General features: G+C 46.4%; 41 protein-coding genes and 1 tRNA gene. 33 read left to right on the forward strand and 9 right to left on the reverse strand.

Annotation, left to right across the window (positions count from 1 at the left end; translation table 11 throughout):
- The first annotated feature begins 23 nt into the window (after positions 1-23).
- The 7 genes from ARCVE_RS10185 (at position 24) to ARCVE_RS10215 (ending at position 5204) form a co-directional block, all read left to right on the forward strand.
- Positions 24-725 (forward strand): helix-turn-helix domain-containing protein, encoded by a 702-nt coding sequence (locus ARCVE_RS10185; protein ID WP_013684686.1) that lies wholly within the window; start codon positions 24-26, stop codon positions 723-725.
- 5 nt (positions 726-730) lie between these two features.
- A complete protein-coding gene (locus tag ARCVE_RS10190; RefSeq protein WP_013684687.1) occupies positions 731-1771 on the forward strand; it encodes a hydroxymethylglutaryl-CoA synthase in 1041 nt (346 codons plus the stop codon).
- A 16-nt stretch (positions 1772-1787) separates the two neighbouring features.
- Complete coding sequence (locus ARCVE_RS10195; RefSeq protein ID WP_013684688.1) at positions 1788-2948, forward strand: thiolase domain-containing protein; 1161 nt, start codon at positions 1788-1790, stop codon at positions 2946-2948.
- A gap of 4 nt (positions 2949-2952) precedes the next feature.
- Positions 2953-3342, forward strand: a complete 390-nt coding sequence (locus ARCVE_RS10200; protein ID WP_013684689.1) for a Zn-ribbon domain-containing OB-fold protein — start codon at positions 2953-2955, stop codon at positions 3340-3342.
- Between the two features lie 39 nt (positions 3343-3381).
- On the forward strand, positions 3382-3588 hold the full coding sequence (locus tag ARCVE_RS10205; protein WP_156786059.1) for a 4Fe-4S binding protein: 207 nt from the start codon (positions 3382-3384) through the stop codon (positions 3586-3588).
- Positions 3588-4757 (forward strand): geranylgeranyl reductase family protein, encoded by a 1170-nt coding sequence (locus ARCVE_RS10210; protein WP_013684691.1) that lies wholly within the window; start codon positions 3588-3590, stop codon positions 4755-4757. The genes ARCVE_RS10205 and ARCVE_RS10210 overlap by 1 nt, the downstream gene beginning before the upstream one ends.
- Before the next feature lie 210 nt (positions 4758-4967).
- The gene (locus ARCVE_RS10215) at positions 4968-5204 is read left to right on the forward strand and encodes a hypothetical protein (protein WP_013684692.1); all 237 of its coding nucleotides are present in this window, start codon (positions 4968-4970) and stop codon (positions 5202-5204) included.
- Positions 5205-5231: 27 nt separating this feature from the next.
- Here ARCVE_RS10215 and ARCVE_RS10220 read toward each other — a convergent pair whose 3' ends face one another.
- Positions 5232-5459, reverse strand: a complete 228-nt coding sequence (locus ARCVE_RS10220) for a hypothetical protein (protein ID WP_048086027.1) — start codon at positions 5457-5459, stop codon at positions 5232-5234.
- 123 nt (positions 5460-5582) lie between these two features.
- Here ARCVE_RS10220 and ARCVE_RS10225 point away from each other — a divergent pair.
- Positions 5583-5664 (forward strand) — tRNA-Ser (locus tag ARCVE_RS10225).
- A gap of 420 nt (positions 5665-6084) precedes the next feature.
- Here the strand turns inward: ARCVE_RS10225 and ARCVE_RS10230 are convergent.
- Entirely contained in the window at positions 6085-6300 is a 216-nt protein-coding gene (locus tag ARCVE_RS10230) for a ribbon-helix-helix domain-containing protein (RefSeq protein WP_013684694.1), read from the reverse strand.
- A 94-nt stretch (positions 6301-6394) separates the two neighbouring features.
- Between ARCVE_RS10230 and ARCVE_RS11570 the strand changes: the two genes are divergently transcribed.
- The 21 genes from ARCVE_RS11570 (at position 6395) to ARCVE_RS10310 (ending at position 14351) form a co-directional block, all read left to right on the forward strand.
- Positions 6395-6562, forward strand: a complete 168-nt coding sequence (locus ARCVE_RS11570) for a hypothetical protein (protein ID WP_013684695.1) — start codon at positions 6395-6397, stop codon at positions 6560-6562.
- A 3-nt stretch (positions 6563-6565) separates the two neighbouring features.
- Positions 6566-6856, forward strand: a complete 291-nt coding sequence (locus ARCVE_RS10235; RefSeq protein WP_013684696.1) for a hypothetical protein — start codon at positions 6566-6568, stop codon at positions 6854-6856.
- A 112-nt stretch (positions 6857-6968) separates the two neighbouring features.
- On the forward strand, positions 6969-7127 hold the full coding sequence (locus ARCVE_RS11405; RefSeq protein WP_013684698.1) for a hypothetical protein: 159 nt from the start codon (positions 6969-6971) through the stop codon (positions 7125-7127).
- On the forward strand, positions 7124-7558 hold the full coding sequence (locus ARCVE_RS10240) for a hypothetical protein (protein WP_013684699.1): 435 nt from the start codon (positions 7124-7126) through the stop codon (positions 7556-7558). Before ARCVE_RS11405 ends, ARCVE_RS10240 begins: the two co-directional genes overlap by 4 nt.
- Positions 7548-7715, forward strand: coding sequence for an SPOR domain-containing protein (locus tag ARCVE_RS11410; protein WP_013684700.1), 168 nt, complete (start codon positions 7548-7550; stop codon positions 7713-7715). Before ARCVE_RS10240 ends, ARCVE_RS11410 begins: the two co-directional genes overlap by 11 nt.
- A gap of 10 nt (positions 7716-7725) precedes the next feature.
- Positions 7726-8085, forward strand: a complete 360-nt coding sequence (locus ARCVE_RS10245; protein WP_013684701.1) for a hypothetical protein — start codon at positions 7726-7728, stop codon at positions 8083-8085.
- 157 nt (positions 8086-8242) lie between these two features.
- Positions 8243-8734 (forward strand): hypothetical protein, encoded by a 492-nt coding sequence (locus ARCVE_RS10250; RefSeq protein ID WP_048086031.1) that lies wholly within the window; start codon positions 8243-8245, stop codon positions 8732-8734.
- Between the two features lie 365 nt (positions 8735-9099).
- Positions 9100-9453 carry a C2H2-type zinc finger protein gene (locus ARCVE_RS10260; protein WP_048086034.1) on the forward strand — a complete coding sequence of 118 codons (354 nt, stop codon included), beginning with the start codon at positions 9100-9102 and terminating at the stop codon, positions 9451-9453.
- Between the two features lie 8 nt (positions 9454-9461).
- The gene (locus tag ARCVE_RS10265; protein ID WP_013684705.1) at positions 9462-9926 is read left to right on the forward strand and encodes a hypothetical protein; all 465 of its coding nucleotides are present in this window, start codon (positions 9462-9464) and stop codon (positions 9924-9926) included.
- Positions 9892-10038, forward strand: coding sequence for a hypothetical protein (locus ARCVE_RS11415; RefSeq protein WP_013684706.1), 147 nt, complete (start codon positions 9892-9894; stop codon positions 10036-10038). Before ARCVE_RS10265 ends, ARCVE_RS11415 begins: the two co-directional genes overlap by 35 nt.
- Complete coding sequence (locus ARCVE_RS11725) at positions 10035-10169, forward strand: hypothetical protein (RefSeq protein ID WP_013684707.1); 135 nt, start codon at positions 10035-10037, stop codon at positions 10167-10169. The genes ARCVE_RS11415 and ARCVE_RS11725 overlap by 4 nt, the downstream gene beginning before the upstream one ends.
- Positions 10166-10717 (forward strand): AAA family ATPase, encoded by a 552-nt coding sequence (locus ARCVE_RS10270; protein WP_013684708.1) that lies wholly within the window; start codon positions 10166-10168, stop codon positions 10715-10717. The genes ARCVE_RS11725 and ARCVE_RS10270 overlap by 4 nt, the downstream gene beginning before the upstream one ends.
- Positions 10718-10900: 183 nt before the next feature.
- Positions 10901-11134, forward strand: coding sequence for a hypothetical protein (locus tag ARCVE_RS10275; protein WP_013684709.1), 234 nt, complete (start codon positions 10901-10903; stop codon positions 11132-11134).
- Positions 11134-11652, forward strand: a complete 519-nt coding sequence (locus tag ARCVE_RS10280) for a hypothetical protein (RefSeq protein WP_013684710.1) — start codon at positions 11134-11136, stop codon at positions 11650-11652. The genes ARCVE_RS10275 and ARCVE_RS10280 overlap by 1 nt, the downstream gene beginning before the upstream one ends.
- Before the next feature lie 30 nt (positions 11653-11682).
- Positions 11683-12081 carry a hypothetical protein gene (locus ARCVE_RS10285; protein WP_013684711.1) on the forward strand — a complete coding sequence of 133 codons (399 nt, stop codon included), beginning with the start codon at positions 11683-11685 and terminating at the stop codon, positions 12079-12081.
- The gene (locus ARCVE_RS10290) at positions 12078-12815 is read left to right on the forward strand and encodes a hypothetical protein (protein WP_013684712.1); all 738 of its coding nucleotides are present in this window, start codon (positions 12078-12080) and stop codon (positions 12813-12815) included. The genes ARCVE_RS10285 and ARCVE_RS10290 overlap by 4 nt, the downstream gene beginning before the upstream one ends.
- Positions 12812-12967: a hypothetical protein gene (locus tag ARCVE_RS11420; protein ID WP_013684713.1), complete on the forward strand. Its 156-nt coding sequence runs from the start codon at positions 12812-12814 to the stop codon at positions 12965-12967. The genes ARCVE_RS10290 and ARCVE_RS11420 overlap by 4 nt, the downstream gene beginning before the upstream one ends.
- Entirely contained in the window at positions 12939-13172 is a 234-nt protein-coding gene (locus tag ARCVE_RS10295; RefSeq protein WP_013684714.1) for a hypothetical protein, read from the forward strand. The genes ARCVE_RS11420 and ARCVE_RS10295 overlap by 29 nt, the downstream gene beginning before the upstream one ends.
- A complete protein-coding gene (locus ARCVE_RS10300) occupies positions 13169-13864 on the forward strand; it encodes a hypothetical protein (protein ID WP_013684715.1) in 696 nt (231 codons plus the stop codon). The genes ARCVE_RS10295 and ARCVE_RS10300 overlap by 4 nt, the downstream gene beginning before the upstream one ends.
- Entirely contained in the window at positions 13855-14121 is a 267-nt protein-coding gene (locus tag ARCVE_RS10305) for a hypothetical protein (protein WP_013684716.1), read from the forward strand. Before ARCVE_RS10300 ends, ARCVE_RS10305 begins: the two co-directional genes overlap by 10 nt.
- Positions 14118-14351 carry a hypothetical protein gene (locus tag ARCVE_RS10310; RefSeq protein ID WP_013684717.1) on the forward strand — a complete coding sequence of 78 codons (234 nt, stop codon included), beginning with the start codon at positions 14118-14120 and terminating at the stop codon, positions 14349-14351. The genes ARCVE_RS10305 and ARCVE_RS10310 overlap by 4 nt, the downstream gene beginning before the upstream one ends.
- On the opposite strand, the gene ARCVE_RS10315 is transcribed toward ARCVE_RS10310, so the two are convergent.
- The gene (locus tag ARCVE_RS10315; protein WP_048086040.1) at positions 14326-15006 is read right to left on the reverse strand and encodes an integrase; all 681 of its coding nucleotides are present in this window, start codon (positions 15004-15006) and stop codon (positions 14326-14328) included. The two genes, ARCVE_RS10310 and ARCVE_RS10315, sit on opposite strands and share 26 nt — an antisense overlap.
- Before the next feature lie 899 nt (positions 15007-15905).
- Between ARCVE_RS10315 and ARCVE_RS11660 the strand changes: the two genes are divergently transcribed.
- Both ARCVE_RS11660 and ARCVE_RS10325 read left to right on the forward strand, forming a co-directional pair.
- Positions 15906-16226, forward strand: coding sequence for a c-type cytochrome (locus ARCVE_RS11660; RefSeq protein WP_232215804.1), 321 nt, complete (start codon positions 15906-15908; stop codon positions 16224-16226).
- Between the two features lie 214 nt (positions 16227-16440).
- Complete coding sequence (locus ARCVE_RS10325) at positions 16441-18864, forward strand: heavy metal translocating P-type ATPase (protein WP_013684720.1); 2424 nt, start codon at positions 16441-16443, stop codon at positions 18862-18864.
- Positions 18865-18940: 76 nt separating this feature from the next.
- Here ARCVE_RS10325 and ARCVE_RS10330 read toward each other — a convergent pair whose 3' ends face one another.
- On the reverse strand, positions 18941-19336 hold the full coding sequence (locus ARCVE_RS10330) for a phosphate-starvation-inducible PsiE family protein (protein WP_013684721.1): 396 nt from the start codon (positions 19334-19336) through the stop codon (positions 18941-18943).
- Positions 19337-19516: 180 nt separating this feature from the next.
- Between ARCVE_RS10330 and ARCVE_RS10340 the strand changes: the two genes are divergently transcribed.
- The gene (locus ARCVE_RS10340) at positions 19517-19915 is read left to right on the forward strand and encodes a hypothetical protein (protein WP_013684722.1); all 399 of its coding nucleotides are present in this window, start codon (positions 19517-19519) and stop codon (positions 19913-19915) included.
- Here ARCVE_RS10340 and ARCVE_RS11730 read toward each other — a convergent pair.
- The 4 genes from ARCVE_RS11730 to cobB are packed head-to-tail and all read right to left on the reverse strand — an operon-like array spanning position 19906 to position 22538.
- Positions 19906-20349 carry a tripartite tricarboxylate transporter permease gene (locus ARCVE_RS11730; RefSeq protein ID WP_048086047.1) on the reverse strand — a complete coding sequence of 148 codons (444 nt, stop codon included), beginning with the start codon at positions 20347-20349 and terminating at the stop codon, positions 19906-19908. The two genes, ARCVE_RS10340 and ARCVE_RS11730, sit on opposite strands and share 10 nt — an antisense overlap.
- Before the next feature lie 20 nt (positions 20350-20369).
- Positions 20370-21107: a tripartite tricarboxylate transporter permease gene (locus ARCVE_RS11735; RefSeq protein WP_048086049.1), complete on the reverse strand. Its 738-nt coding sequence runs from the start codon at positions 21105-21107 to the stop codon at positions 20370-20372.
- Positions 21108-21138: 31 nt separating this feature from the next.
- Entirely contained in the window at positions 21139-21789 is a 651-nt protein-coding gene (locus ARCVE_RS10355; RefSeq protein WP_013684723.1) for a hypothetical protein, read from the reverse strand.
- A gap of 5 nt (positions 21790-21794) precedes the next feature.
- On the reverse strand, positions 21795-22538 hold the full coding sequence (cobB, locus tag ARCVE_RS10360) for an NAD-dependent protein deacetylase (RefSeq protein WP_048086310.1): 744 nt from the start codon (positions 22536-22538) through the stop codon (positions 21795-21797).
- 237 nt (positions 22539-22775) lie between these two features.
- Between cobB and ARCVE_RS10365 the strand changes: the two genes are divergently transcribed.
- Positions 22776-23738 (forward strand): OB-fold nucleic acid binding domain-containing protein, encoded by a 963-nt coding sequence (locus ARCVE_RS10365; RefSeq protein WP_013684725.1) that lies wholly within the window; start codon positions 22776-22778, stop codon positions 23736-23738.
- Here ARCVE_RS10365 and hisC read toward each other — a convergent pair.
- On the reverse strand, positions 23719-24780 hold the full coding sequence (gene hisC, locus ARCVE_RS10370) for a histidinol-phosphate transaminase (protein WP_013684726.1): 1062 nt from the start codon (positions 24778-24780) through the stop codon (positions 23719-23721). The genes ARCVE_RS10365 and hisC overlap by 20 nt on opposite strands.
- Between the last annotated feature and the right edge of the window lie 98 nt (positions 24781-24878).

The raw sequence follows: 24878 nt of genomic DNA on the forward strand, positions 1-24878 counted from the left end.
AAGAGACACGTATTAAGCCGGACATGGATTCTGCTGCCAAAGCTCTCGCAGATAAAATTAGTGGGGAGGTCGTTTTTGCCGAAAATCCAGGCAAAACTCTCAAGAAGTGGAGACTGATTTTCGAGGTCTCCCAGAAAGAGCTTGCCGCGAAGCTTAACGTTTCTCCTTCAGTGATAAGTGACTACGAGGGTGACAGGAGGAAGTCGCCCGGCATCGCCTTCGTCAGGAAGATAATAGAAGCCCTTCTGGATATAGATAGAGAGAGAGGCTACAGAACTGTTTCCAAGTACAGAGACCTCATTGACGGATTTCAGATAGACGTGATACTCGACATGAAGGAGTACGACGAGCCTGTCATTTCGTCGAAGTTCAGGGACATAATCGACGGAGAAGACGTTACAAACTACGAAAAGCTCGTGAACGGCCATACAATCGTTGACAGCCTGAAAGCAATTGTCAGTCTCAATTCATACGACTTTTACAGACTTTACGGATTCACAACGGAGAGAGCACTTATATTCACCAAGGTTTCCACCGGCAGGTCGCCGATGGTGGCGGTTAGAGTTGCAAATCTAAAGCCCGCAGTAGTGGTGCTTCACAGCCTTAAGGCCAGCCAGGTTGACAAGATTGCCGCAAAAATAGCGGATATTGAGAAGATACACCTGATTGCCACGGAAATGCCCGTGGAAGATATGGTAAAGGCTCTGAGGAGATACGTGAGGTGACGGTTGTGGGAGTCGGTATAGTCTCATACGGAACGTACATTCCAAAGTACAGGATCAAGGCTGAGGAAATCGCGAGGATATGGGGCGAAGACGGCGAAGTTATCTCCAAGGGTCTTGGAATCCAGCAGAAGTCAATCCCTTACCTTGACGAAGACACTGCAACTATTGCCGTTGAGGCTGCGAGGGAGGCCGTTGGCAGAGCTGGAATAGATGCGAGCGAGATTGGAGCTGTTTACGTCGGCTCCGAAAGTCACCCCTACGTCGTCAAGCCCACGGCAACAATCGTTGGTGAAGCTCTCGGAATTGGTAATGAATACTTCGCTGCCGATTTGGAATTTGCGTGCAAGGCAGGAACTGCAGGCGTGCAAATCTGCATGGCGATGGTTAAGGCAGGAATGGTTAACTACGGCCTTGCAATCGGAGCTGACACGAGTCAGGGTGCCCCGGGCGACCCGCTGGAGTACTCTGCCTCAGCCGGCGGGGCAGCGTACATCGTTGGCGGGAAGAATGTTATAGCCGAGATTGAGGCTACCTGCTCCTTCACATCAGACACGCCCGACTTCTGGAGGAGAGAGGGGCAGCCCTACCCGAGCCACGGTGGGAGGTTTACTGGCTTACCCGCTTACTTCAGACACGTAACTTCAGCGGCGAAGATGATAATGGAGAGAACCGGGCTGAAACCGTCTGATTTCAAGTATGTGGTTCTCCACCAGCCAAACGGCAAGTTTCCAACAAGGGCGGCAAAGATGCTGGGATTCAGCAATGAGCAGGTAAAGCAGGGGCTTGTGGTGCCGTACATAGGCAACACGTACTCCGGTTCGTCACTTCTCGGCCTCGCAGCAGTTCTTGATGTTGTAAAGCCCGATGAGCGCATTTTGCTCGTTTCCTTTGGTTCAGGAGCTGGAAGCGATGCGTTCGTTATCAGAGCAACGGACGCGATAGAAAGTATCGAAAGAACGCCGCAGGTTTGGGACAAGATAAAGAGCGGTGTTTACGTTGACTACGGGCTCTACCTCAAACTCAGGAAGAAGATCAAGGTGAGATAACGCAGGAGGTGCTTCAATGAGGAAGGTCGCGATTATAGGCGTTGGCCAGAGCAAGTTCGGCGAGCTCTGGGATTCAAGCTTTAGAGACATAGTTCTTTCAGCCGGAATTGAAGCTCTTGAAGATGCCGGACTCGAAGGCAAGGAAATCGAGGCAATGTTTGTTGGCAACATGAGCGGCGGCAGATATCTTGCTCAGGAGCACATTGCAGCATTGATAGCAGACTACGCAGGTTTAGCAGAGTTACACATTCCATCGACGCGTGTTGAAGCTGCGGACGCAAGCGGAGGATTGGCGTTGAGACAGGCGTACATGGCAGTTGCTTCTGGCATGCACGACATAGTGATTGCCGCGGGAGCGGAGAAGGTTACAGATGTGGGTAGCGAGGCAGCAATGGAAATCCTCGCTTCCGCTGCAGACAGGGAATGGGAGGTTTTCGCTGGCGCGACCCTTGCTTCCCTCTATGCGATGATTGCAAGGCTGCACATGGAGGAGTTCGGTACGAAGCCCGAAGATTTAGCTATGGTCAGTGTAAAGAACCACAAGAATGCGACGCTGAATCCAAAGGCCCAGTTCAGAAGGGAAATCAGCCTTGAAGTTGCTCTGAACTCCCCATATGTTGCCGAGCCTTTGCGCCTCTTCGACTGTGCACCGCTTTCAGATGGAGCAGCAGCGGTAATCCTCGCGAGTGAGGAGGTCGCAAAGAAGTACACTGACACACCCGTCTATATCTCTGCATGCTGCCAGGCCAGCGACTACATAGCTTTGCACAACAGGAAGGACTTGCTGACAATGCAGGCTGTTGTGCATGCAGCAAAGCAGGCTTACAAGCAGGCAGGAATCGAGGCGAAGGATATCGATGTTGCGGAAGTCCACGACTCCTTCACGATTGCCGAGATTCTTGCGTACGAGGATCTGGGCTTTGCCAAGAAGGGTGAAGGGGCAAAGCTGATACGGGAAGGCGTAACGAGTCTCGACGGAGACATTCCCGTCAATCCATCTGGTGGGCTCAAGGCATGTGGGCATGCTGTTGGAGCGACTGGCATAAGGCAGGCTGTCGAGATAACGCTTCAGTTGAGAGGAGAAGCAGACAAGAGACAGGTTGACGCTGAACGCGGTCTTGCGTTAAACGTTGGCGGAACCGGCGCTACAGCAGTTGTTACGATTTTCACGAGGTGATAGGATGCTTCCGCGCTTCTGGAGGAAGATAAAGTACAGGTACGATCTCGTTGGAACGAGGTGCGAGAACTGCGGGAACTACTACTACCCGCCCCGCAACCTCTGTCCGGTGTGCAGGAGAAAAAGCGAGATCAAGGAAGTGAAGCTCAGCGGCAAGGGAGAGGTTGTAAGCTACACCGTCGTTCACGATGCTCCTGAAGACCTCAAAGCTCAGAAGCCCTACATCATAGCTCTCATAAAACTCGAGGAGGGACCACTCATAACTGCCCAACTCGTTTGCGAACCGGATGAAGTGAAAATAGGGATGAAGGTCAGAAAAGCCTTCAGGAAGTACGGCGAGGAGAGCGAAGCGGGCATTATCTACTACGGAACGAAGTTTGTGCCGGACGAGTAATCGAGAAAAGTTTAAAAGCGACTTTCTAAAGCCATGACCATGGCTCGCAGGAAGAAGCCGCAGAAGAAGATCGAGGTTGACAGATTCAGGTGTGCCTATTGCGGAGCGTGCGTTGCGGTCTGCAAGTTTAACGCTAACGAGCTCGTAGAGACTTTCCTCGTAATAGACGAGGAGGAATGCACCCTCTGCATGAGCTGCATCAAAGCGTGCCCGATGCGTGCCCTCGCAGTTAAGGAGGTTGCGTAATGTACGACGTCGTTGTAATTGGCGCAGGGCCAGGGGGCAGCATTGCAGCAAAGACTGCAGCGGAAAAAGGTCTCAGCGTTCTTCTTGTCGAGAAAAGGCAGGAAATCGGCACTCCTGTGAGGTGTGCGGAGGGCGTCAGCAAGGAGGCAATTGCGAGGTTTGTAGATATAGACAAAAAATGGATTGCTGCTGAGGTCGTTGGAGCGAGAATATACTCTCCCGACGGGACAGAAATAGTAATGGCGGAGGAGATGGCAGGAAATGAAGTTGGTTATGTTCTCGAAAGAAAAGTCTTCGACCGCCATCTTGCAAGGCTCGCTGCAAAGGCAGGAGCAGACGTAATAGTCAAAACAACAGCTACGGGGATAAAGAGAAAAGAAGACGGAACCGTAGAAGTCTCTCTTCGCAGAATGGGTGAGGAGTACAGCGTTGATACAAAAATAGTCATTGGTGCAGACGGAGTCGAAAGCAGGGTTGGGAAGTGGGCTGGAATCGACACAACGCTGAAGCTCAGCGAGATAGAGAGCTGCGTCCAGTACCTCATGACTGGTATAGACTTCGACCCAGAATACTGTTACTTCTGGCTGGGCAACGAGATTGCTCCCGGCGGATACATCTGGTTGTTCCCCAAGGGCGAGGATGCTGCAAATGTGGGCATAGGAGTTCTGCCGTCACTCGCCAAGAAGAGCCCGAAGGAGTATCTCGACAGCTTCATTAAGGAGCACTTTGATGGTGGAGAGATTGTAGAGGTTGTTGCGGGCGGTGTGCCTGTTAAAGGGCCTGTTGAAACGGCAGTTGCAGATAATGTGATGCTCGTCGGCGATGCTGCACGACATGCTGATCCAATAACAGGCGGAGGTATAGCGAATGCTATGAGAGGTGGCTACTTCGCCGGCTGCGTTGCTGCTGAAGCAGTTGAGAAAGGTGATTACTCCGCAAAGTTCCTCAGGAAATACGACGAGCTCTGGAAGAACGACTTCGGAAAGACTCTTCACAGAAATAAGATACTTCAGCAGAAGCTTCTCAAGATGGATGACAAGACCCTCAACAAGCTTGCAAAGAGCATTGCCGGCTGCAACCTGAAGGAAATGAGCGTCCGCAAGATAGTAATGGAGCTCATCAAGCACAACCCGCGCCTTCTGTGGGATATTAAAGGTTTATTCGTTTAATTTTTCGCTAATTTTCTCTTTGGAAGTTTAAAAGTTCTATTCCTGTTATTTCCAGAATTATTTGGTTTGATGTCCGTACCCTCACAATTACAGCTTCGTAAATTTTAAATTATTAATAACTAAATTTTAACTATATGCTATCTTAGGATTATTATTGTGATATATTACTAAACCATAAAATAAATATTGCAGTTTGTTCAGCTATCGCACATGACGTACCTGTGGAGGGCAACAAAAGAGTTGGTAGCCATCTTAGTAGTGGCATGCATTGTTTCCCTTCTCGCCATACCCGCCGCTTTTGTAAGTCTCCTCACAGCAGGCGGCGTGGTAACATACTTGGTTGGTGGTGCTGGAGTGGCAACCGCCACCGTGAGAACCGACGTTATCCTCGTGACTGTTGTATGTATAGCAGCCATTGCCGTGTCGGTATATGCCTTCAAAAGATAATTTTTTATTTTTTATTTAAATACAAGATCAAGCAGTTACTTTTTGACCTTTCTTCTCAACTGTCTCCTTAATCTTGATTATTCCTATAGTCACACCATATATCCCCAAGATGACTTCAATAGCCCAGACGAGTTTATTAGGCTCGTAAAAGTGGATCAAAGCGCCCTGGGCAAGCACTGCAAGTACAGTCACAACGAGTGTAAATCCCACCAGCACGGAAAATCCTAAAATCTCCGCTACATCTCTGGCGTACATTATCATTATTGTTACTCTGACCGTAATATAATAGTTTCGAACCCGCTTAATCCAACCATTCTACAAACCACAAATATCTTAAACACAGTTCAAAAATAGAATCAAGCTCAAGAACTTTAAAGAGCCGGGGTTGCAGAGAGGTACTGCGCCGGCCTTGAGAGCCGGTGCCCGCAAGGGCTCCTGGGTTCAAATCCCAGCCCCGGCGTCCTATGACTAATTACACACAAAACCTCAACGTCCTCCCCAAACAAGACAGCTCGAAGGATTCTTTCCGTGAAACCGCTGATGTTGTCGGTTCTCTCATGTAATTCGTCGATTAAGTCTTGCGACCAAGTGAGGTAGATACGAGGCTTTTTCCGGCTTTGCTCCTTTTTCCTCCATTTTTTAGATGGTGTACGTACACGTACGTACACGTCATCAGGCATAAAGTTAGGGTTTCATTATCAGTATTTAAGGATGGGTAAAAGAGGTCAGGAGTGAAAGGTTTCCATAGGATTCCAACGGATAAATATTAAACTCGAATGTTTAAATTTTCACTTTCACAACAGCCGAAACCGGTATTAGTGTTGAAATTGCATAACGGTCATGGAGGTTAAAATTCCAAAAGAAACCTTAGAAGAACTTATTATTGAGGCTGTTCGGTGGAAGATTCGGCAGATTCACGCTCAAGACTCCTCAAATAGAGAATATAATCTCTTACAGCCTCTCTAACAAACTCCGGAACAGAAACATAGCCAAGTTCCGGATGTTCGTCTATAATTCTCTCTATTTCCCTAATAAGCTCCTCTGGTAGCCGGATACTAACGGTTTCTTGCTTTCTGTCTCCTCTCTTCTTAGGCATAGCGACATCTATGCCACCTTGCTTTTATATGGCTTTCTAAAAAGTCATGATAAGGGCGTAACCTTTAAATTTCTTATGCGATATCTATATCGCAATGACGGCCAAAGGTGTTTTGGTCGAAATTCCTAAAGTGATGGCAGAGAAGGCCAGAGTTCTCGGAAGGAAGTTTGGATATAACAGCCTTACAGAATTCGTCAAGGATTCTGTTAGAAGAAGGTTGGAGGAGTTAGAAGATAAAGCAAAAGCCGAAATGGAGGGCTGAGCCATGATGCTGTTTAGAGATTTCGGGTTAAGCAGAGAAGACGAAATCGACGTTATAGCCGATGCAGTGAAGCTTTTGCGTAGAGAAATCACTCCTGAAGAATTCATCGAAAAAGCAATCGCAAGCACGCCGATAAAGGCACTCTGTTATGGAGTAACCTATCACTACGCATTGACGAAAAACGTGCCGCTGATTTCAAAAATTAGCGACGAAGTCTTTGGCTTTCTCAGTGCCTACGACGAGAAAAAGGTTCGTGCAATTCTCGAAATCATAACGCCGGAGGATGCCGAATGATTCTCGGTGGTCTCTGGTGGGAGGACATTCTAAGGCTGGAGAAGGAAGGCAAGCTAATCGACTACGGCATCGAGGCTGACGGATACCACTACTGGGCAGAGGTGAGGCCGTAATGCAGCAGAGAAAGAAGAAGAGCAGGCGGAACATCTGCTGTCCGGAATGTGGAAGTCCGAAGGTCAGCAAGTCGTACAAAGTTCCAGGAAAGTGCTCATGCCATAATTGCAATGCAACGTTCTACCTGTATAAGGGAGTTCAGGAGGCCGGAGAATGATAACGTCAAACCTCCATTATCGCATTCATTTTTTTAAGAAAGCTGCCAGAGAGGCCGGTCTTAACGGGAAGCTCAAGATTACCGACATTGACAACGTCATAACGGTTAACGGCCGGATTAGGGCCGTCATGGAGTTCAAGGAGAAGGAACGCCATTTCACACTTTACGCTTTGCCGGAATTTCAGTATAAGACATTGAGGGAAACGGCCAACACACTAAACGCTGATTTGATTCTGCTGTTCTTCGACTTCGAGAAAGAGCAGTATTGGCTTTGCCATTACAAAGCCGGAAAAATCCCTGTCAAGGAAGCCAGATATACAAAGAACGGCTGGTTTGTCTTTTTCGGGAAGGGAGAAGGCAGATTCATGACGCATAATGAGCTGTTTCAGTATTTCGTTAAACTCCTGAAGGAGTGGAAGCATGAAGCCTAAAACCTTTGAGGAGAAGTTTGGGCAACAGCAGCCGACGGAAACAGTCTATCAGGTTATCGCATTCATCAAGGACGAAGGGAAGGCCAGAAGGCTCATGGAGAGAATAAGGAAGGCTGGATACTCTGTTATCATGGTCAGGTCTGAGGGTTGCCTATAGGGTGGTAAAAATGCCAAAGCTTCCCGCATGTGCAACCTGTAACATTCTCCTTGTCAGAGGCAGAGACAATAAGGGCAACATCATCAACGAATGCCCGAAGTGTGGAAAGAAATGGGGCAGCGAGATTGCAGACAACGAGGAGGGTATAATCTGGAAGCCCGTCAAAAAACAACCCTTCAAGCTAATGACTTACGTTGAGAGACACGAAGAACCCGGTAGGGTTGTTCTAAAGTACATCGAAGAAAGAAGGTATCCAGGTAACCACGTTGAAAGGAACGTTATCAGAGTAGATGAGATGCCCAGGGAGAAGGGACTAAAGAATGACATCGATGGAGAAGGACCCGAGATCAAGAGGATGCAGATAGTATGACTCGCTTATTTTTTGTCATACGAAATTCAATTTCTGCCGTACAAAATTCTGCTCGAGAGTGTCTCTTTGGAATTAATTATGACATAACATTATGTCATAAAAAAATCAAGAAGGAGGGTTTTTGATGGGATATTGTTCATACGAAAATGAATTTAGTATGACGAAAAGACGAGGACGTCCACGAAAGTATGGTGAAGAGACGACGAGGCTTACAATCTCACTTCCAAAGAGTTTGAAGTTAAAACTCGAAGAAGTTGCAGCAGATAATATGTCTGATTTCGTAGTTCAAGCCATCGAAGACAAGCTGGCAACAGTTGATGACGACTATGAACAGAAGCTCCTCAAGGAGATAGAGGAAACGAAAAAACACCTACAACACCTACAAAGACTCTACGAAGAAATCCAGCACCAGAAACTGATGGCTGTCAAGGAAGAGATAACATCAAGGCTCGACAGCCTGATGAACTCATATAGAATCTACGATTCTGAGAATGAACTTGACGAGAAGAAACTAAAGTACTACAAAGACATGCTGGAACTGAGGATTAGAGTCCTTGCCAACGATTTGAACAAGCCCGTTTCTGAAGTTTTGAAATACGTTAAGCAGCTTTATCCTGATGTGAAGATTCTGGAGGAGCTGGAATTATGACGATTCAAAAACTCATAGATTTTATCTGTCTCTACCGAACAGGAGAACTTTTAGGCCGTAGATTTTTCAAGAGGAGGAAGAGGAAGGTATGAAAGTTCCGGCCAGATTGACCATTAAACTTGCTGACATAATGGAACTTTTCAATCATAGGATACCGTACCAAAAGAAGGCAAAACTCCTCGAAACTTACGGTTTTGATTCGAAATTCCGCATAAACGCTGAAAACCTTGCGAAAGATAAACGGCTAAGAATGGCCATTTATCGCCGGTTACGTGAAGTTTTGTCTCAGGGAGAAATACGCTGAAACTGCCCGAAACTGACCCTTTTTTACTAACTTTATAAAAGAAGAGAATTCGGATTCTTGCATGTACATCTGCCCCTACTGTGGACGACAGTATCAGAAACGTGGAGCTTTTGCCAGACACATGAAGGAAAAGCACGGCGTTGAAAGACCGTTTGAGCATTTAACCGGTTCTGCCGGTTCTTCGCAGCCAGAGCCTTTCACGGTAAAACCACCTGAACTTTCTCAGCCGGCAGATAAGCCGGCCAAAGTTCCGGTTGCTGGTGAAAAGAAAAAGGAGGAGAGGAGGGAGAGGAGAATGGAGGGAGAAGAGGCTCGTTATGAGTGTGGAAACTGCGGTTTTAAGTTTTCGAAGAAATACAAGCACTGTCCGAACTGCGGAGCACGTTTTGATTGGTCGGCAGTTGAGGAAGAGTAAGGCTGACCATGACAGGCAAAACCCTAACAATCAACGACCTTATGAGAGTTCCTGTTGCACAGCCGGCCGGAGGAGTTATCAGAGTTCCGGCCGAGCCTGTGGAAGATGCCGGCGACATGGACTTACTAACTCTTCTGGAAAGACTCAATGGTTTCGTAAACAACCTGAATAGACTTGTTGAGAACTCAAAGGAACTCATCAGCAATCTTGCAGCCAACGCTGATAAGCTGATGCTTCCGCCTGGCATAGCCGACAAGCTCAGGATGTTTCAGGCTATAGGCAACATGGCCAACCAGCCTATCAGCAATTTACCAAGAAACGCAGGTCCATCAATAGACAAAAAGCAAATTCTTCAACTTTTAAACAGCCTGCCAATTCCGGATGACGCTTCCTGGAAAGAGGTAAAGGAGTTTGCTAACAAGATTTTGGGTGGTCAGGATGCTGGAGCTGATTCTGGGCAAAAAGAAGGTTAAGGATGTTATTGAGCCTGTCATCAGCTTTCTGAGGAAGGTAGAGGAGGAGTACGGAGATAAGACGCTTGTCGAGGTGATAAAGAATTTGGAGAAGGGGGGAGCGAAGAAATGAGGTTTTTGAGTGAATTTCTCCAGATAACGGATGACGGAACGCTGAGAATCCCGAAACGCATTCTGGAGAAGTACGGGATTAAGAAGGTGTTCATAGGCTCAGGAAATCCGGATAAGACGATTGAAGTATGATAGAGCTGACGAATAAACGATTTTGCATTTTCGGACTTCAGGGAAGTGGTAAAACAACGTTAGCCAAGTATATCCTTCGCCAGTTCGGAGATTCAGGGTGGGTTATTGATGTCCTTGATGAGTATGCAGGCTTCAACCGTTACGTTATGCAGGATAGAACAATAACCGGCAGAGATGAGCTTAACGCTGCCATTTCCTATATTCTTCAAAAGTTCCATCCAAAACTGTTAGTCATAGATGAGGCTAACCGCTATTGCCCACCTAAAAAGCCTCTGCCGGAAATGGTTAGTTATCTCAACGATTTCCACCGGCATGATAACGTTGCCATTGGATTCATAGCCAGAAGGCCGGCCCAACTCCACACGGATTTAGTAGAGCTGGCCCATTATCTTTTTATTTTCCGTTTAGTCGGCAAAAACGACAAAATCTATTTGGATTACCTTCACGCCGGCCTTAGCGAAGCCGTAGAGAGTCTGCCGCCTCATTCCTTCATTTTCTACAACAGGGAAACCGGCGAGATTAAGGTTATGAAAGTTCCATTAAGCTGAGTGTTACTCAACATCCGGAGCTGTCCCGGAGATCCTGCAGGATCTCTGCCATGTTTTCATACTATAACGCATAAGGGGCTTGAATAATATTACTTGTTATGAACTGCCCGAAACTCCTCAATTCTGACCCTTTTTTATATGCTTTATATCCTGACGGCCTACTCTCTCTTTTTGGTGGTGAGTATGGCAATTAGAGTTCCGACGGTTAGAGGCGTAACGAACATGGCCAAAAAGAGCCTCATCAACGGAGCAATAGGCGGTGCAGCGGTGGGCATTGGTGCAAACATTCTCGGGCCGGTTCTCGGGCCGATAGCAGGCGGAATTCTGGCGGGAGCTGCACTTAACGACGAAGTGATTGCTAAGAACGCCGTCATGGATGCCGTTGCCATAATGTTCCTTGGCGGAGGTGGATGGTAATGGTCGGGATTGTTGCACCTAACCTGGCCGGACTTCTCGGCAAACTCGGAGGGGCAGGAGGTAAGGGCTTCCCGAAGACTCTAACTAAGGAAGATTTCGGCCTCGCTGACACTGCCGTTAAGGCTGGCGTGTGGAACAAAATAGGAGAGCTCAAGGTTCCGCCTCAGCAGGCATACAGATGGGGCTACGGAAACCCCAACCAGCCGTATAACCAGGGTTATATGTACGTGCTTCTGCAGTACAACGATGGAACGACTGTTACTGAGGTCAAGGGCAAAGTCAGGCTTTGCGTTGCCGACGCCAATGAGCTTAAGAAGGATGTTGTTTTCGAGGAGAGAGAAGAGGTTCTTCATGCTGCGGCTGCCGACATAACTAAGCAGAGGCCTCTGCCAGAACAGGGGCCGATTGCCAGAGAGGATGACAAGCTTATCATAGAGTTCATGCCAGACCAGGACGGCCAGATAACGGCGGCAGATTGTGATATCAGGCTGCCGGTAACTGTCTATCCAGCTCGCTAATTTCTTCTTTTTTCTCAAGGAGGTCTAAGGATGCTCCAGGAGTTAGCCATGCTTAGGGTTATGGCCGGAACTAAGAGAGAGCGGAGAGTAGCCAAGGAGGGCAGCGAAGACATACCGATAGAGCTTAACATAGCTGCCGGAGGCTTCGAAGTAATTGATTACGAACAGCATGAGGTAGCTAAACGCTATCTTCCGTTGAATGAGATAATAACCATAAACGTCGGCAGCGTTCCGGTTAAGGTTCTCTACAATCAGAGTGAATACGATGCCGACTACGTGCCTGCCGGAGGAGTGATTAAACAGGAGCACAAGTCAGTTAGGAGCTTGAAGGTCGTCAATCTCGATTCTACGAATGCAGCTAAGGTGATTGTAAGGGCAAAGAAGAAGCCAATCACCACGAACGACGTTGTAAGGATGATGATACCATGAGACTGGCCGAAGCTGCCGTTTTGGCGTTAGCTATCGGAGGGGCTGCCTACGTTGTAGCTAAAAGTAGCGAAGGTAAATCAGGAGGTGGAGGTAGCCTCATTCCAATACCGATTGAAAAGCCGGTACCTATTCAGGTTCCAGGAATGCCGGCTTTAAACATTCAGTTCCCAAAAATTGAATTTCCTAAGTTCGAGATGCCGGCGATTAACATAACTCCAGAGGTCAGCTTTCCGACAACGCCGGAGAACTTCCAGTTAAGGGGAATACTCGATTATGTCAATTCTATCAGGCAGCAGTATGAGAATCAGATTAAGGAGCTACAGGATAAGATTGCTAAGGGGCCTAAGCTGACCACGAAAACTACGACGCTGCCAAATCCGACGGAGTACGTTAAGAAGTTCGGAGAGGGTTTCATAGGCCCGTTCATACCTAACTTTCCTCCGCCAGAGGAGGCCGGAAAGAGGACGGCGGAAGGCTTCATGAAGCTGCTCGATGTATTCAACGCCTGGCGGCCGACAGTGAGGATAGTAAAATCTCCAGAAGACCTGCATAACCATCCGGTTGATAAAGCAATTAAGAACGCTTTTCAGGGAGCTGCTAATTACGTCGGTAAGGCCTTTGACGGTTTTGTTAAGAGCTTCGGCAAGAAGAAGAGCAAACGAATCGAACCAAAGCCAAGTGAACTATTGTCAGTAAGGAAATTCGGAATTCCAGGAGTAGGAGGGAGGATATGATGGACGGTCTCGGCCTGGCAACGGACGCAACAACGTTAGGACTTCTCACATGGACGATTTACAAAATCGGAAGGCTCGAAGGTAAGGTTTGCATGATTCTGAGACAGCTTAACGGTGGTAGAAATGGCGGACTGGATTCAGGAGGCGATTGAAAGACCTGGGAGAGTCAGACGTTACGTTTCACGCTTATTTGGCAGTAAAGCTTTCACGAAGAAGGGAACGATTAAGCGTGAATACCTGTTGAAGGCGAAGAAGAAGGCCGAACAGGCCGGTAATACTTCGCTTGTTCATGCCATCAACATGGCCCTGACTCTCCGGAAGTTTAGGAGGAAGAAGGGTAGGAGGCGGAAGAAATGACGGAAGTTGATTTTATTCCTAAACAGTTTGTAGTAGTTTCGGAAACAGAACCATCACCGTTTGAAGGGCTGATTTGGTACAATCCGGCTACTAAACTCTGGAAAATGTATTCAGGCGGAGAATGGAAAATCCTGATTCCATTTTATACGGGAGATACTGAGCCGGCAGAGGCAACGGACGGAATGCTATGGTACGACAGCCTTAATGACGTGATGAATGTTTACGATGAGGCAGCGGCAACCTGGAACAGATTAGGCATTGATTGGGCTGATATCGTAAACAGACCGTCAGTATTTCCGCCAGATTATACGAATTATCCGCCAGATTGGTCTATAATCTCAAATATTCCCTCTCCGACGCCAATTGACCAAACAGCGAATAGAGCATTGAATACTGTCTATCAGAATACTTCTGGCAAACATTTGCTCGTCATCACAACAATAAGCTTCAATGTGGAATCCTCATCAGATTATGCTCAAGCAATTGGATATATATCTTCTGATAACGTAACCTATGTAGAAATGTCATTTGCGAGATTCGCGGACATTGACTATAACTCATACATTTGGACAGGAGGGGGAACTATTGTAATGGTTGTGCCGCCTAATTATTACTACAAAGTGGCAGCAGGTGCGTCTTATGGCTCTTCGGTTTCATTAAGAAAGTGGTGGGAGGTGGAACTATGGAAGTAGAGTTAAAAATCGGAAAAGGATATCTGGTAAAGGATGGAAAGGTCATAGAAAAGTTCCATCTGCCCAAAGGAGTCCACAAATTCCCGGATGATGTTGAAGTTATCGAATGCGAAGATATTGAAACGATACAGATAGAACACGAAACGCAAGAGCAGAAAATCCCGCCGAATCCTCCGTTAAGTGAACGAGTTGAGAAATTAGAACGAGAAATCTCGGAAATAAAACTAAAATTAAATCAAATCCTTTCAAAACAATGAACGTTAAGGTCTTCGACGACAGGCTCAGCTTAATCCATCTGCCGGCCGGCATCGCTGCCTATTTCTTTCCAGCTTTCTTTATCGTTTTTCTATTCTACGAGCTTATTGAGTTTTGCTTAAAGGCTGAAAAAAGAAAGGAGAAAGTCGAAAACTTCATAGGCGATTTGTTTGAGTTCTTTGCTGGAGTTTCGGCTGTTCATTTCTTCATGGTGGTATCGGGAATTTGTTAACTATTTCTTGGTATTTCTGAATAGCTCCTCTTTTCTTTGCCAGATAGTTGGCCGAACCGATGTTTTCAGGTGAACGGCCCTGTATGAAGTTTGCCACACCCTCAGGAATTCCGTTGTCCAGAATCATAAAGTTGTAATGCCAGTGTCTAATCGTAATAGCTGAAACTCTCTTATAGTTGATGTGGTGTCTGGCGACGTTGTAGGTGTAGCTTTCCGGAAATCTTTCAATCTCCTTAAGCATCTTTGCCGGAAACAGCATTATGAAGGCCTTCTTATTCCCTTCGATGAAAGTCTCCATGTCATAGGCTGCAACATCGCCGTAAACTCTAACATTGTCCGGATTCCATGTTTGAAGGGCCTCGAGGACATGGGCAAGCCTTAGGCCAGAGAATACCAACAGCTTGAAGAGTATCAGGTCGTATTTGTTTCCTTCCTCCTTGAAGTGTTTATACGCCTCCTTTATCTCCTCATCCTTCAAGTCGATGTCTCTTGTGCCAGTTGGCTTTATTTCAGCGAAAGCGTCAATTATTTCATAGTATAGCTTTTCATCTATCCTCTTTTTGGTAAACAGGAATTGCATGTAATTCCTCAGACCTTTTGCCCAGTTGTTCCAGCCTCTTTGAAGTTCTCCGGATTCTATAGCAGCATCGACCAATTCTTCAAGGTCTGCTATTGTGTAAATGTCATGACCGTTAAGAACTTTCTCCAGCTTGTTAACGTAGTCTCTCGCCGTCTCTCTGGCTATTTTCTTCTTCTTTAGAGCTTTTCCGTAAATCCTTACCTTTCCACTCCACTCTGTCAGCCATTTGAAAAACTCTTCTTTGTCTTCAGAGAAATTAAATAATTTTTCTCTAATTTTTACCAGAGAGCCTCTTTCCAGCCGTTCTTCAATTTCCTCAACAGGCCTTGAGAGCCGGTGCCCGCAAGGGCTCCTGGGTTCAAATCCCAGCCCCGGCGCTTAATTTTATGTCCAGTTCCCGTCACTTTCACGGTACTCTTCTATCTTATTAACTTTGGATTTTGGAAGTGTGTTCTAATGGCCACCATCGATATTCATAATTACGAGCAGATTCCAGAGGCAAATAGAGCTGCTCGAAGAGTCTGATTAGTAGAAGGATCTAAAAGATGGAGTCGGCTGGAGAGATTGGTGGACAAAAAGACGCTTTCTCAAAGTATCAATGAAATTTTTCAGCTGGGACTGATCGTCATAGCTCCTGGTTTTATAGAAAAGAAGGCTTTGCAGAGGTTGACTGAGATGTAATTTTGGAAGAGCCCTATAAAACCTTCAGAAACTTTAAATGCCAATGGTTATTAAGGTAATAATGGTGATATGTTATGGAAAGAAAAGATACAGTAATTCTGGTAGTCGCAGTTCTTGCAGCTCTTGCCATAGGTCTTAGCATAGGTAACATGTTCTGGATGGGCAGATATCAGTCATATCCTTCTCAGACCTCATATCAGCCGATGACGGGGCCAATGCAGGGATATCAGCAGCCCATGATGGGTTATTCTCCACAGCCCGCCCAGTACAAATCAAATGGTGAGCTGATCTTCATGACCGGTGTCAATGAGAAAGGGGAGAGAATACCCTTCGTGGGCGGTCCTCAATGGCTCTACATGCACGGCGGCGGATGCGCGAGCTGTCATGGGGTTGATGGGAAAGGTGGCGTCTATCCAATGATGTGTGGGGTAAAAACGCCCGATATCAGATATTCGACGCTTACCGAAGAGCACGGGATGAGCGAGGAGGACATAAAGAAGGCGATAACACAGGGCATTGATGATGACGGCGAGGAGCTGGACTACTGCATGCCGAGATGGCAGATGAGCGAAAAGGATCTGAACGACGTGATAGAGTATCTGAAGCAGCTGTAATCGTTTTTTATTTATTTTTATTGCCCATACTGCCGCCGGGAGGGCTGGGTGGAGGTTGAGATTACCGGGAAAAGTACGAGATAATATTCGACTCCTTCGAGTCTGCCTTGTTACTACTGGTAGCTTGAAGTCTCACTTTTTATTTTTTACATTCTTTTAATTTTAGGAGTCTCTGAAAATATTTTTATATTTGACGTATAACAGAATTAAATTGATGGAAGAAATCGTACTTAAGATTGCCGGAATGACATGTGCGATGTGTACAAAAACTATAGAGACCCATCTAAAAAGCTTATCTGGTATTATTGATGTCTCTGTTAATCTCACAAACGAAACAGCCTTTGTGAAATACGATCCGTCTAGAATAACTTTGGAGAAGATAATAGAGACTATTGAGAATATCGGATACAAAGTTGTTAGGGAAGAAAAGGAAGTAGATGTAAAAATTGGTGGAATGACTTGTGCAATGTGTGCTAAGACAATAGAGACAGTAATTAGAGAATTAAAGGGAGTGAAAGATGTTACGGTAAATCTTGCCACGGAGAAGGCAAGAATAGTTTTTGACCCCCAGCTCACATCCATTCAGGACATCAAGAATGCCATTGAAGAGACTGGTTACAAGTTCATAGGTGTTGAAGGAGAAGGGTTTATAGATACGGAAAAGATTGCAAGAGAAGAGCACATTGTCCAGCTCAAGAAAAGATTCTTTGTCGCTGCAATAGTTGGCAGTATTTTACTCATCCTTACTTATGGTAAATATGTCGGACTGCCCAAAATTTCAAATTTGGCATGGATGGAGTTTGCCCTATCTACACCAGTGATGTACTACTCAGGAAAAGGTATGTTCTCTGCAGCTTTTAGAGCTTTGAGGCATAAAACGCTAAACATGGATGTTATGTATTCAATGGGTGTTGGCTCAGCTTACCTCGCAAGCATTGCCAGCACTATCGGCTTGCTCCCATCCGACTACCTTTTTTATGAGACTGCTGTATTGCTGCTCGCATTTTTACTTTTAGGCAGAACTCTCGAGGCTATCGCCAAAGGAAAAACTTCTGAGGCGATTAAAAAGCTTATTGGATTGCAGGCAAAAACAGCAGTGGTTGTCAGGGATGGTGAGGAGATTGAAGTTCCAATTGAAGAAGTTAAAGTGGGAGACATCGTTATTGTTAAGCCAGGAGAAAAAATACCAGTTGACGGGGTCGTTGTAGAAGGAGAAAGCTACGTTGATGAGTCAATGATAAGCGGAGAACCCATTCCCAGTCTAAAAAAGAGGGGCGATACAGTCGTTGGGGCAACAATAAACAAAAATGGCGTGCTTAAAATTGAGGCTACAAGAGTTGGGAAGGACACTCTACTTTCGCAGATAGTAAAACTCGTTGAACAAGCCCAGAGTACAAAACCACCTATTCAGAGAATTGCAGATAAAATTGTCGCATATTTCATTCCGGCTGTACTGATCATAGCAATTGCATCGTTCGTATACTGGCACTTCATCGCTGCCATGCCTGTAGTGTTTGCTTTCACAACGCTTGTAGCTGTTCTTGTTGTTGCCTGCCCATGCGCCTTCGGTTTGGCAACTCCAACAGCTTTAACTGTTGGAATGGGAAGGGGTGCTGAGCTGGGGATACTGATAAAAAACAGTGAGGCCTTGGAAGTGGCAAGGAAGATAACTACAGTTGTTTTTGACAAAACTGGAACGCTGACAAAAGGTAAGCCGGAGGTTACAGATATCGCTGCCTTTGATGAAATAGATGAGAGTGAAGTGCTAAAGCTTGCAGCTTCAGCTGAAAAGAGATCAGAACATCCGATTGCCGAAGCAATTGTTAGAAAAGCTGAAAGTAAGGGTGTAGAGATCATAGAACCTGAAAAATTCGAAATTCTGGCAGGGAAAGGCGTTATAGCAACAATAAACGGAAACAGAGTTTTAGTGGGCAACAAAATGCTTATGGCTGAATGTACAAATCCAGGTGAAGTTGAGAAAATTATTGAAAAACTTGAAAATGAGGCTAAAACAGCAGTTCTTGTTGCATTGAATGGAAAAATAGTTGGAGTTATTGGTGTAGCCGATACGATAAAGGAATCGGCAAAGGATGCCATCAAGTGGCTCCACAGAATGGGAAAGAAAGTTGTCATGATCACTGGAGACAACAGGAGAACTGCAGAAGCTATTGCGGGAGAACTGGGTATAGATGAAGTACTGGCTGAAGTGTTGCCACACGAGAAAGCAGAAGAAGTTAAAAGACTGCAAGAGAAAGGGGAAGTCGTTGCTTTCGTTGGAGACGGCATAAACGATGCCCCAGCTTTAGCTCAGGCTGACGTGGGCATTGCAATTGGTAGTGGTACAGATATAGCAATTGAGAGCGGTGAGATTGTGCTGATAAGGGACGATTTGAGAGACGTTGTTGCAGCAATACAGTTGAGTGAGAAAACTTTAAACAAGATAAAGCAAAACATTTTCTGGGCTATGATTTACAACACCGCGTTAATTCCTGCTGCAGCAGGCTTGCTTTATCCAGTAGCTGGTATTATTTTTCGCCCGGAGTGGGCTGGGGCTGCTATGGCATTAAGCAGTGTAAGTGTTGTTACAAATTCGTTGCTAATGAAGAATTATATCCCTCCTATTAAATTTAGTAATTGATCCAATTTGTAGAAATAGTTTGATGTTCGAAAGAAGTCTTGAGAATTTTTCCTAAAGAGGAGTTAATAAGGAGTAATCAAACATAGGAATCGCGTGATTTTAGGATATACAGACCGAAGATTGTAATTGCTAATACAAAACCAGTCGCTATTAGCCTAGCGTAATCCACTTCTACAGGATTTATAACAATAATGTGTCTTCCTAGAGCTGTTAAAACAGTAAGAAGAATTAGATTCGGATCGATTATTTCATGAACTAGAAACCTTAAAGTTAGCGCAAAAAGTTCAAGCAGTATCAGTGCAGCCATCACATGTTTTACAGCCTCTTCACTAAGGGTTGGAGGTTCATGGAAAGGGTTCTGAAGGAAGTCGTAGAAAACATAGATGAATCTCATTAAAATCATAAAAATAATAACCACTGCAAGTATCTTAACAGGAATTGATATAAGCTTCGCTTTTAAGTCGTCGCTCATGCTTGATCTACTTTTCTTAGTTTTTAAAAATTTTTGGAGTCTTCTAAACCTATCGTTACTCCTTCTGGTTCTTTCGACCAATCGTAAAACTGATGAAAACACAGCCACCATCGTCCAGAGTTCTTACTTCTCGTTCTCCAGCACAGTAAAAACTATAAACTATACGCAGAGGGGGTGGCTATGGATCAGGTGATGTACATCGGCCCAGTGATGCTCGACGAACCCGAGGAGTTCTCTCTTGACGAATTCGTCAGGCAGGCTATAGCGCTCGAAGCGGAGAGACTATTCTACTCTAACGGCCGGCTTTACCTCGTTGACTATGAAACCCTCCACGGTATAATAGACGGCAAGTTCGCCATTGTCGAACTTATAACCTACGCGTCCTTCTGCAACGTCGGGGAGTTCAGAAGCTGGGTCCTCTACTACGGAAACGACGACATCGTCGAATATTCCGACAAAATCAAGGACATCAGAGGCGATACGACAATTCTGCCAGTAATAAGGACGGGAGACAGGTTCGTAAGAAAGATAGAAGAATACATAGAGAACGGAAAGTACCGCTCCTTTTCTCAGACGTAGCGAAACAGAACCGGAACTATAAGACAACCCATACAATTTATTCTTCTCACTCCAAGAAGCAGAGCAGACAAACCTACGCATGATGCAATTGAGAATACTATGAGACCGAAAGCGCCTGTAAGAACGTAGATCAGAACTGTAAGGAAGAGGAAAATTGCAAGTGAGAACTTTGTGAAGTCCACGGCCTCTACAAACCTCGCTGCAGCAAAAGAGCAACACAGAGTTAGCAGTGTTGAAGCGAGGGCCGCTGCAATGCAGACTACTACGAGTTCCGGGCTGAAAGAAATTCTGAGAGATGATAGCGCGTTTGCTGCTCCGCTCCTCACCTTTCCAGTGGCAAAAAGAACTGCAAAGCAAAGCAATCCGTTTGCTGTGTTTGCCGAACTCAGGGCTGCGATGTACGTCTCTCTTTCCCTCACCCTGCTGGCAGCCATTACCGTCGCAACTCCCGAGCTTACGCCCGGAAAAGGGAAACAGCGAAGCCAGACACCACTCCAGAAGCTACAGCCCGCACTTCAGGCAGAGATGCAGCCGTTACCTGGCGTGGAATCCTCACTCCAGAAGCTACGCTCGACAGAAGGGCGGGAGAAGCAAAAAGACCAGACAGGAGTGGGAGAAGCACGGAAGATGCAGGCGTGAGTTCGGCAAGCCCGGAATTATCCAAAGCAACGTAACCGAGGAAACCGGAAGAAGCAAAAACGAGAAGGGCGTAGAACCTCTTTCTCCATGCCGAAAGACTGCCTTCAAAAGCTTCACCCTTTTCACCCATGATTGTAAGGGCAGAAACTGCAAGAAGGACGAAAGGAGTTAGACAAGATACAGAAGACACGAAAGCCGGAAGGGCTAAAAGGATTGTGAAGAACAGGGGCAAACTAAGCAGAATGGAGAAGAGACTCGAGAATGCTGAAATCGATGCGGCCTCAACTCCTCGACCCTCGAGAACCATTTCGTGCGTGGGAAAAATCGCTATAGCCGTATCCTCTTCCGGTATGCCTGTGAATATCGCAGGTACGATATCGAGAAATGTGTGAGCTATTGCAGCAGTAACCACGACCGTCGCAAGGCCATGCGCCGGGAACGGAAGAGAATCTTTTAGAAGTAGCAGAACCGCTACGGCTGTGTTCACGTGAATGCCCGGAGTTAGACCCGTAATGAGGCCGATTAAGAGACCCGCCACGAATTCGACGAACACGTGGGGAGGCTGAACACATTACTTAAAAACTTTATTTTTTCATAAGCCTCTCTACCCTTTCAACACTCTCCCCTATCGCCTCGGCTATGTCCCTCGGGTTGGATATTCCCGTCAATCTCGCGTAGGTATTTATGAAATCCTCAGCAACCTCATCGTCGTCCATGTCCCACATTCCGGCGTATATAGGATGGAAGTCGTATAAGAAGTCGGTAACTCTGTCCAGGTTAACACCCTCTATCAGGTTTTCTATATAGCCTTCATCACCGAAAAGCATGCAGTCCCTGAGTATCAATATGACAGCGTTTCTGAGTTTCTCCACGTCATATTTCCTGTCAGAAGGCGAGTGCTTCTCCACGATCCTGTCCATCTCCTCCTTTGAATAGCTGAATATTCTCTCTTTTCCCCTCATATCTTCCGATATCTCTGATAGAACCTGGTACGTCCTGCTGTCGATGGGAGAAATTCTGCTCTTCCCTGCGGAAGTAAGTTTCACGTAGTAATAATTGAGCCCATTGCGCTTCACAAGCCTTAAATCCCTCTTTACAAGGTTCTGGAGCTCATCAGCAGTAGCAAGGGTGGAGAGAATAAGCCTGATTAGTGCGTGCTCCTCCGGAACTTTCCTCGAAACCACCGCAATGTGGTGGATGTCGAATTCAAGTCTGAGCAGGTCCACACCCTGCATACGCATCATGGACTTAAAAACTTATTCAGCCTCTTCACGACTTCCGGCAGCACTTCTCCTGCTTTGCCGTGCACAACATGGTCGAAATGTTCGTCCACGTGAGTGGGTTCTGCATTTATCAGTATTAGCCTTGCTCCCGCATCCTTAGCCATGAAGGGAAGATAGGCTGCAGGATAAACGACGAGGGAGGAGCCAACGACGATGAACACATCACATAACGATGCGTGCTCTACTGCCTTTCTCATAGCCTCTGCAGGCAACGCCTCGCCAAAAAAGACTATAGCCGGCTTTAAATAGTTGCTGCCGCATTCGCATCTCGGAACTGTAAACTCGAGCTTTTTCTCAACCTCCTCCCATGCATAAATCATTCCGCACTCAAGGCATTCAACCCTGCTTAAACTGCCGTGAAGCTCTATAACTTCCTCACTTCCAGCTTTCTGGTGGAGCATGTCTATATTCTGGGTTATTACGGCCTTAACAATCCCGAGCCTTTCGAGTTCGGCGATTGCATAATGAGCGGGGTTTGGCTCAGCCTTTCTTTTAACGATGAGTTCTCTCGCAAACTCCCAGAAAGCCTGGGGATTTCTCATAAATCCCTCTATAGAAGCTACTTCTTCAGCATTGTACTTCTCCCAGAGTCCATCTTTTCCTCTGAAGGTTGGGATTCCGCTTTCCGCCGAAATACCTGCTCCCGTAAACACCACGGCGTGTTTCGCTCTGACCAGCACTTCTGCTATGCAGTCCAGCATATCTGCCGTCATTCCAGCCATATCCCCTACTTACCTCCCTTAATCCGGTATCTACGCATCGGAACTTTATAAAGCTGATGTTGATTGCCAATTGCCGACTGCTAACCGCACGATACGGGTACCGAAACCCCCATATATCTGCTTGAATACGCTGAGTTATGGAACGCTTTGGATTGTTGCTCCTTTTCGTGGCTGTGTTCGTTACCCTGTTCCTCCATCTCTTACTGGGTGGATGAAATGGACATCGATGAGGTGATCAAAAGCGTTGGTGTGTCCCGGGAAGAGTTCGAGAAAAGAGTTAATGAGATCAAGGAGCACTTTTCCGGCCTGATAAGCGAGGAAACTGCGGTGATGCTCGCAGCCTACAGCTTTGGTTATGCACCTGCTAACACCATCGCAGAAATCGGTGAAAAGAGAGGAGTTGTTACGGTCGAAGGCGTCGTGGAGAACGTATCCGTCAGAACCCTACCAAACGGCGATTACATGGCAATTGTATCACTGAAGGATAATACGGGGAGAATTAGAGTCGTGCTCTGGAACGAAGCTGCATACCTTGCTCGAACTGGAGATATTGGCGAAGGAGACTCGGTCAGAATCAGGGGCTTTGCGAAGCTGAGAAACGGTCAGCCCGAGCTTTCAGTGAGGAGCGCTGGAGATATCGTGGTTGTCGAAAGAGGTTGGAAGTCTCTGAGTGGTACTATTCTCGCAGTGGGAAAGAGAAAAGATGGCGTGGTTGCTGCAGTTGCATGTGAAAGTGGCATCCACATCTGCGTTGCAATCGGCGAGAAAGCAGAACAGCTATCAAAATTCGAAAAAGGAGATGGGATAAAAGTCACAGGATACTCGAGAGAGGGTGTATTCCTCGTTTCAGCCATCTCTCCTTGCGAGACAGGCGGTTACAGCGTAAACTTTACCCCAATTTCCAAGCTTAAACCGCTGCAGCACGCGAATGTCAGAGGGAGGGTGAGCGGCATAGGTGAGCTTAGAAAGGTGAAGGACAGATTGCTCGCAGAGCTTTACATATCCGACGAAACTGGAAGGATCAGGCTACTTCTCTGGGACGACAACGTTACGGTTTACAGGCAGGCGGACGTTGGTGATCTGATTGAAGCTTTCAACTGTTTTCCCAAGATAGGGTGGGACGGGGAAATCGAAGTGCACTGCGGGAGGAGTAGCGTCGTCAGCATCGAGAAACTGTAGCAATTGCCTCCAGAAACCTGTCGTTTTCTTCTGGCAGTCCGACGGTTATTCTTATATGGAATCCCTCCAATCCAAGTAGGCCCGTGACATTCCTGACGATTATTCCGCTCTTCTCAAGCTCTTCGCTCACATCTTTCTTGGCCCTCACGAGTACGAAGTTCGCTTCAGACGGATAGACGAAGAAACCGAGTTTTTTCAGCTCCTTCGCCAACCTTTCTCGTTCCATGATAATCTTCTCCTTCACACCTTCATAGTACTCTACAGATTCAACAGCAGCTATCGCCGTCCTGTACGCTACAGAAGATATACCAAAGGGGAGCCTTATTTTCTCCATTGCGGCTATTATTTCGGGATTTCCTATAGCATAACCTACTCTGAGTCCCGCAAGCCCAAAGAATTTGGAGAACGAGCGAACCACCACGAGGTTGTCGTACCTCCCCGTCAGATCTATGCAACTCTTTCCTGCAAACTCAGCGTAAGCTTCATCGAGCACGACGATTCCACCGCACCCTTCTACAATCTTCTCCACCTCTTTCTTCTCTATCGTGTTACCGGTCGGATTGTTGGGGGAGCAGAGAAAGACAAGCTTTGCATCACTCAAATTCCCGAGGGATTCAGCGGTTACCGCGTAACCGGGAACTTCGATAAAGTCTATCCTTGCATCTCTCACCATTGCGAATATAGCATACAGGGTGTAGCCGGGAACGGGAATAACTACTCTGTCGAGAGGTTCAACAACAATATCGCATATCGTTCTGAGCAGTTCCGAAGCGCCGTTACCGATAGCAATGCGCTCCACATCCGTTCCTGTGTAGCTGGCAATGGCTTCCTTAAGCCGCTGGTACTCTGGATGAGGATACTGATTTATGTCTGATATAGAATCATGAAAAGCCTTCTTAACTTCTTCCGACGGTGGATAGGGATTTTCATTGGAACCAAGCTGAATAACCTGCGATTCAGGAATTCCATACAACCTGCTGACGTCTACCGGGAACTTTCCAGCGTCGTAAGGGTTTATGAGATGAATTACGTTTCTAATCATAGCCAAACTCTGTCGAAGGAATGATAAAAAGTTACTGTAGTATTAGCAGACACGAGGGTTGTGGGAACCCATATTCAGTCTATTCCAAAAAAAATTAT

Origin of the sequence: Archaeoglobus veneficus SNP6 (assembly GCF_000194625.1) — an archaeon.
GTDB classification, from domain to species: domain Archaea; phylum Halobacteriota; class Archaeoglobi; order Archaeoglobales; family Archaeoglobaceae; genus Archaeoglobus_C; species Archaeoglobus_C veneficus.

What these genes read in the sequence shown, in the direction of transcription:
- ARCVE_RS10185 (WP_013684686.1), top strand. Translation starts at nt 24, where the DNA reads ATGGATTCTGCTGCCAAAGCTCTCGCAGATAAAATTAGTGGGGAGGTC.
- ARCVE_RS10195 (WP_013684688.1), top strand. Translation starts at nt 1,788, where the DNA reads ATGAGGAAGGTCGCGATTATAGGCGTTGGCCAGAGCAAGTTCGGCGAG.
- ARCVE_RS10200 (WP_013684689.1), top strand. Translation starts at nt 2,953, where the DNA reads ATGCTTCCGCGCTTCTGGAGGAAGATAAAGTACAGGTACGATCTCGTT.
- ARCVE_RS10205 (WP_156786059.1), top strand. Translation starts at nt 3,382, where the DNA reads ATGGCTCGCAGGAAGAAGCCGCAGAAGAAGATCGAGGTTGACAGATTC.
- ARCVE_RS10210 (WP_013684691.1), top strand. Translation starts at nt 3,588, where the DNA reads ATGTACGACGTCGTTGTAATTGGCGCAGGGCCAGGGGGCAGCATTGCA.
- ARCVE_RS10215 (WP_013684692.1), top strand. Translation starts at nt 4,968, where the DNA reads ATGACGTACCTGTGGAGGGCAACAAAAGAGTTGGTAGCCATCTTAGTA.
- ARCVE_RS10220 (WP_048086027.1), bottom strand. Translation starts at nt 5,459, where the DNA reads ATGTACGCCAGAGATGTAGCGGAGATTTTAGGATTTTCCGTGCTGGTG.
- ARCVE_RS10230 (WP_013684694.1), bottom strand. Translation starts at nt 6,300, where the DNA reads ATGCCTAAGAAGAGAGGAGACAGAAAGCAAGAAACCGTTAGTATCCGG.
- ARCVE_RS11570 (WP_013684695.1), top strand. Translation starts at nt 6,395, where the DNA reads ATGACGGCCAAAGGTGTTTTGGTCGAAATTCCTAAAGTGATGGCAGAG.
- ARCVE_RS10235 (WP_013684696.1), top strand. Translation starts at nt 6,566, where the DNA reads ATGATGCTGTTTAGAGATTTCGGGTTAAGCAGAGAAGACGAAATCGAC.
- ARCVE_RS11405 (WP_013684698.1), top strand. Translation starts at nt 6,969, where the DNA reads ATGCAGCAGAGAAAGAAGAAGAGCAGGCGGAACATCTGCTGTCCGGAA.
- ARCVE_RS10240 (WP_013684699.1), top strand. Translation starts at nt 7,124, where the DNA reads ATGATAACGTCAAACCTCCATTATCGCATTCATTTTTTTAAGAAAGCT.
- ARCVE_RS11410 (WP_013684700.1), top strand. Translation starts at nt 7,548, where the DNA reads ATGAAGCCTAAAACCTTTGAGGAGAAGTTTGGGCAACAGCAGCCGACG.
- ARCVE_RS10245 (WP_013684701.1), top strand. Translation starts at nt 7,726, where the DNA reads ATGCCAAAGCTTCCCGCATGTGCAACCTGTAACATTCTCCTTGTCAGA.
- ARCVE_RS10250 (WP_048086031.1), top strand. Translation starts at nt 8,243, where the DNA reads ATGACGAAAAGACGAGGACGTCCACGAAAGTATGGTGAAGAGACGACG.
- ARCVE_RS10260 (WP_048086034.1), top strand. Translation starts at nt 9,100, where the DNA reads ATGTACATCTGCCCCTACTGTGGACGACAGTATCAGAAACGTGGAGCT.
- ARCVE_RS10265 (WP_013684705.1), top strand. Translation starts at nt 9,462, where the DNA reads ATGACAGGCAAAACCCTAACAATCAACGACCTTATGAGAGTTCCTGTT.
- ARCVE_RS11415 (WP_013684706.1), top strand. Translation starts at nt 9,892, where the DNA reads ATGCTGGAGCTGATTCTGGGCAAAAAGAAGGTTAAGGATGTTATTGAG.
- ARCVE_RS11725 (WP_013684707.1), top strand. Translation starts at nt 10,035, where the DNA reads ATGAGGTTTTTGAGTGAATTTCTCCAGATAACGGATGACGGAACGCTG.
- ARCVE_RS10270 (WP_013684708.1), top strand. Translation starts at nt 10,166, where the DNA reads ATGATAGAGCTGACGAATAAACGATTTTGCATTTTCGGACTTCAGGGA.
- ARCVE_RS10275 (WP_013684709.1), top strand. Translation starts at nt 10,901, where the DNA reads ATGGCAATTAGAGTTCCGACGGTTAGAGGCGTAACGAACATGGCCAAA.
- ARCVE_RS10280 (WP_013684710.1), top strand. Translation starts at nt 11,134, where the DNA reads ATGGTCGGGATTGTTGCACCTAACCTGGCCGGACTTCTCGGCAAACTC.
- ARCVE_RS10285 (WP_013684711.1), top strand. Translation starts at nt 11,683, where the DNA reads ATGCTCCAGGAGTTAGCCATGCTTAGGGTTATGGCCGGAACTAAGAGA.
- ARCVE_RS10290 (WP_013684712.1), top strand. Translation starts at nt 12,078, where the DNA reads ATGAGACTGGCCGAAGCTGCCGTTTTGGCGTTAGCTATCGGAGGGGCT.
- ARCVE_RS11420 (WP_013684713.1), top strand. Translation starts at nt 12,812, where the DNA reads ATGATGGACGGTCTCGGCCTGGCAACGGACGCAACAACGTTAGGACTT.
- ARCVE_RS10295 (WP_013684714.1), top strand. Translation starts at nt 12,939, where the DNA reads ATGGCGGACTGGATTCAGGAGGCGATTGAAAGACCTGGGAGAGTCAGA.
- ARCVE_RS10300 (WP_013684715.1), top strand. Translation starts at nt 13,169, where the DNA reads ATGACGGAAGTTGATTTTATTCCTAAACAGTTTGTAGTAGTTTCGGAA.
- ARCVE_RS10305 (WP_013684716.1), top strand. Translation starts at nt 13,855, where the DNA reads ATGGAAGTAGAGTTAAAAATCGGAAAAGGATATCTGGTAAAGGATGGA.
- ARCVE_RS10310 (WP_013684717.1), top strand. Translation starts at nt 14,118, where the DNA reads ATGAACGTTAAGGTCTTCGACGACAGGCTCAGCTTAATCCATCTGCCG.
- ARCVE_RS11660 (WP_232215804.1), top strand. Translation starts at nt 15,906, where the DNA reads ATGACCGGTGTCAATGAGAAAGGGGAGAGAATACCCTTCGTGGGCGGT.
- ARCVE_RS10325 (WP_013684720.1), top strand. Translation starts at nt 16,441, where the DNA reads ATGGAAGAAATCGTACTTAAGATTGCCGGAATGACATGTGCGATGTGT.
- ARCVE_RS10330 (WP_013684721.1), bottom strand. Translation starts at nt 19,336, where the DNA reads ATGAGCGACGACTTAAAAGCGAAGCTTATATCAATTCCTGTTAAGATA.
- ARCVE_RS10340 (WP_013684722.1), top strand. Translation starts at nt 19,517, where the DNA reads ATGGATCAGGTGATGTACATCGGCCCAGTGATGCTCGACGAACCCGAG.
- ARCVE_RS11730 (WP_048086047.1), bottom strand. Translation starts at nt 20,349, where the DNA reads ATGGCTGCCAGCAGGGTGAGGGAAAGAGAGACGTACATCGCAGCCCTG.
- ARCVE_RS10355 (WP_013684723.1), bottom strand. Translation starts at nt 21,789, where the DNA reads ATGCAGGGTGTGGACCTGCTCAGACTTGAATTCGACATCCACCACATT.
- cobB (WP_048086310.1), bottom strand. Translation starts at nt 22,538, where the DNA reads ATGCTGGACTGCATAGCAGAAGTGCTGGTCAGAGCGAAACACGCCGTG.
- ARCVE_RS10365 (WP_013684725.1), top strand. Translation starts at nt 22,776, where the DNA reads ATGGACATCGATGAGGTGATCAAAAGCGTTGGTGTGTCCCGGGAAGAG.
- hisC (WP_013684726.1), bottom strand. Translation starts at nt 24,780, where the DNA reads ATGATTAGAAACGTAATTCATCTCATAAACCCTTACGACGCTGGAAAG.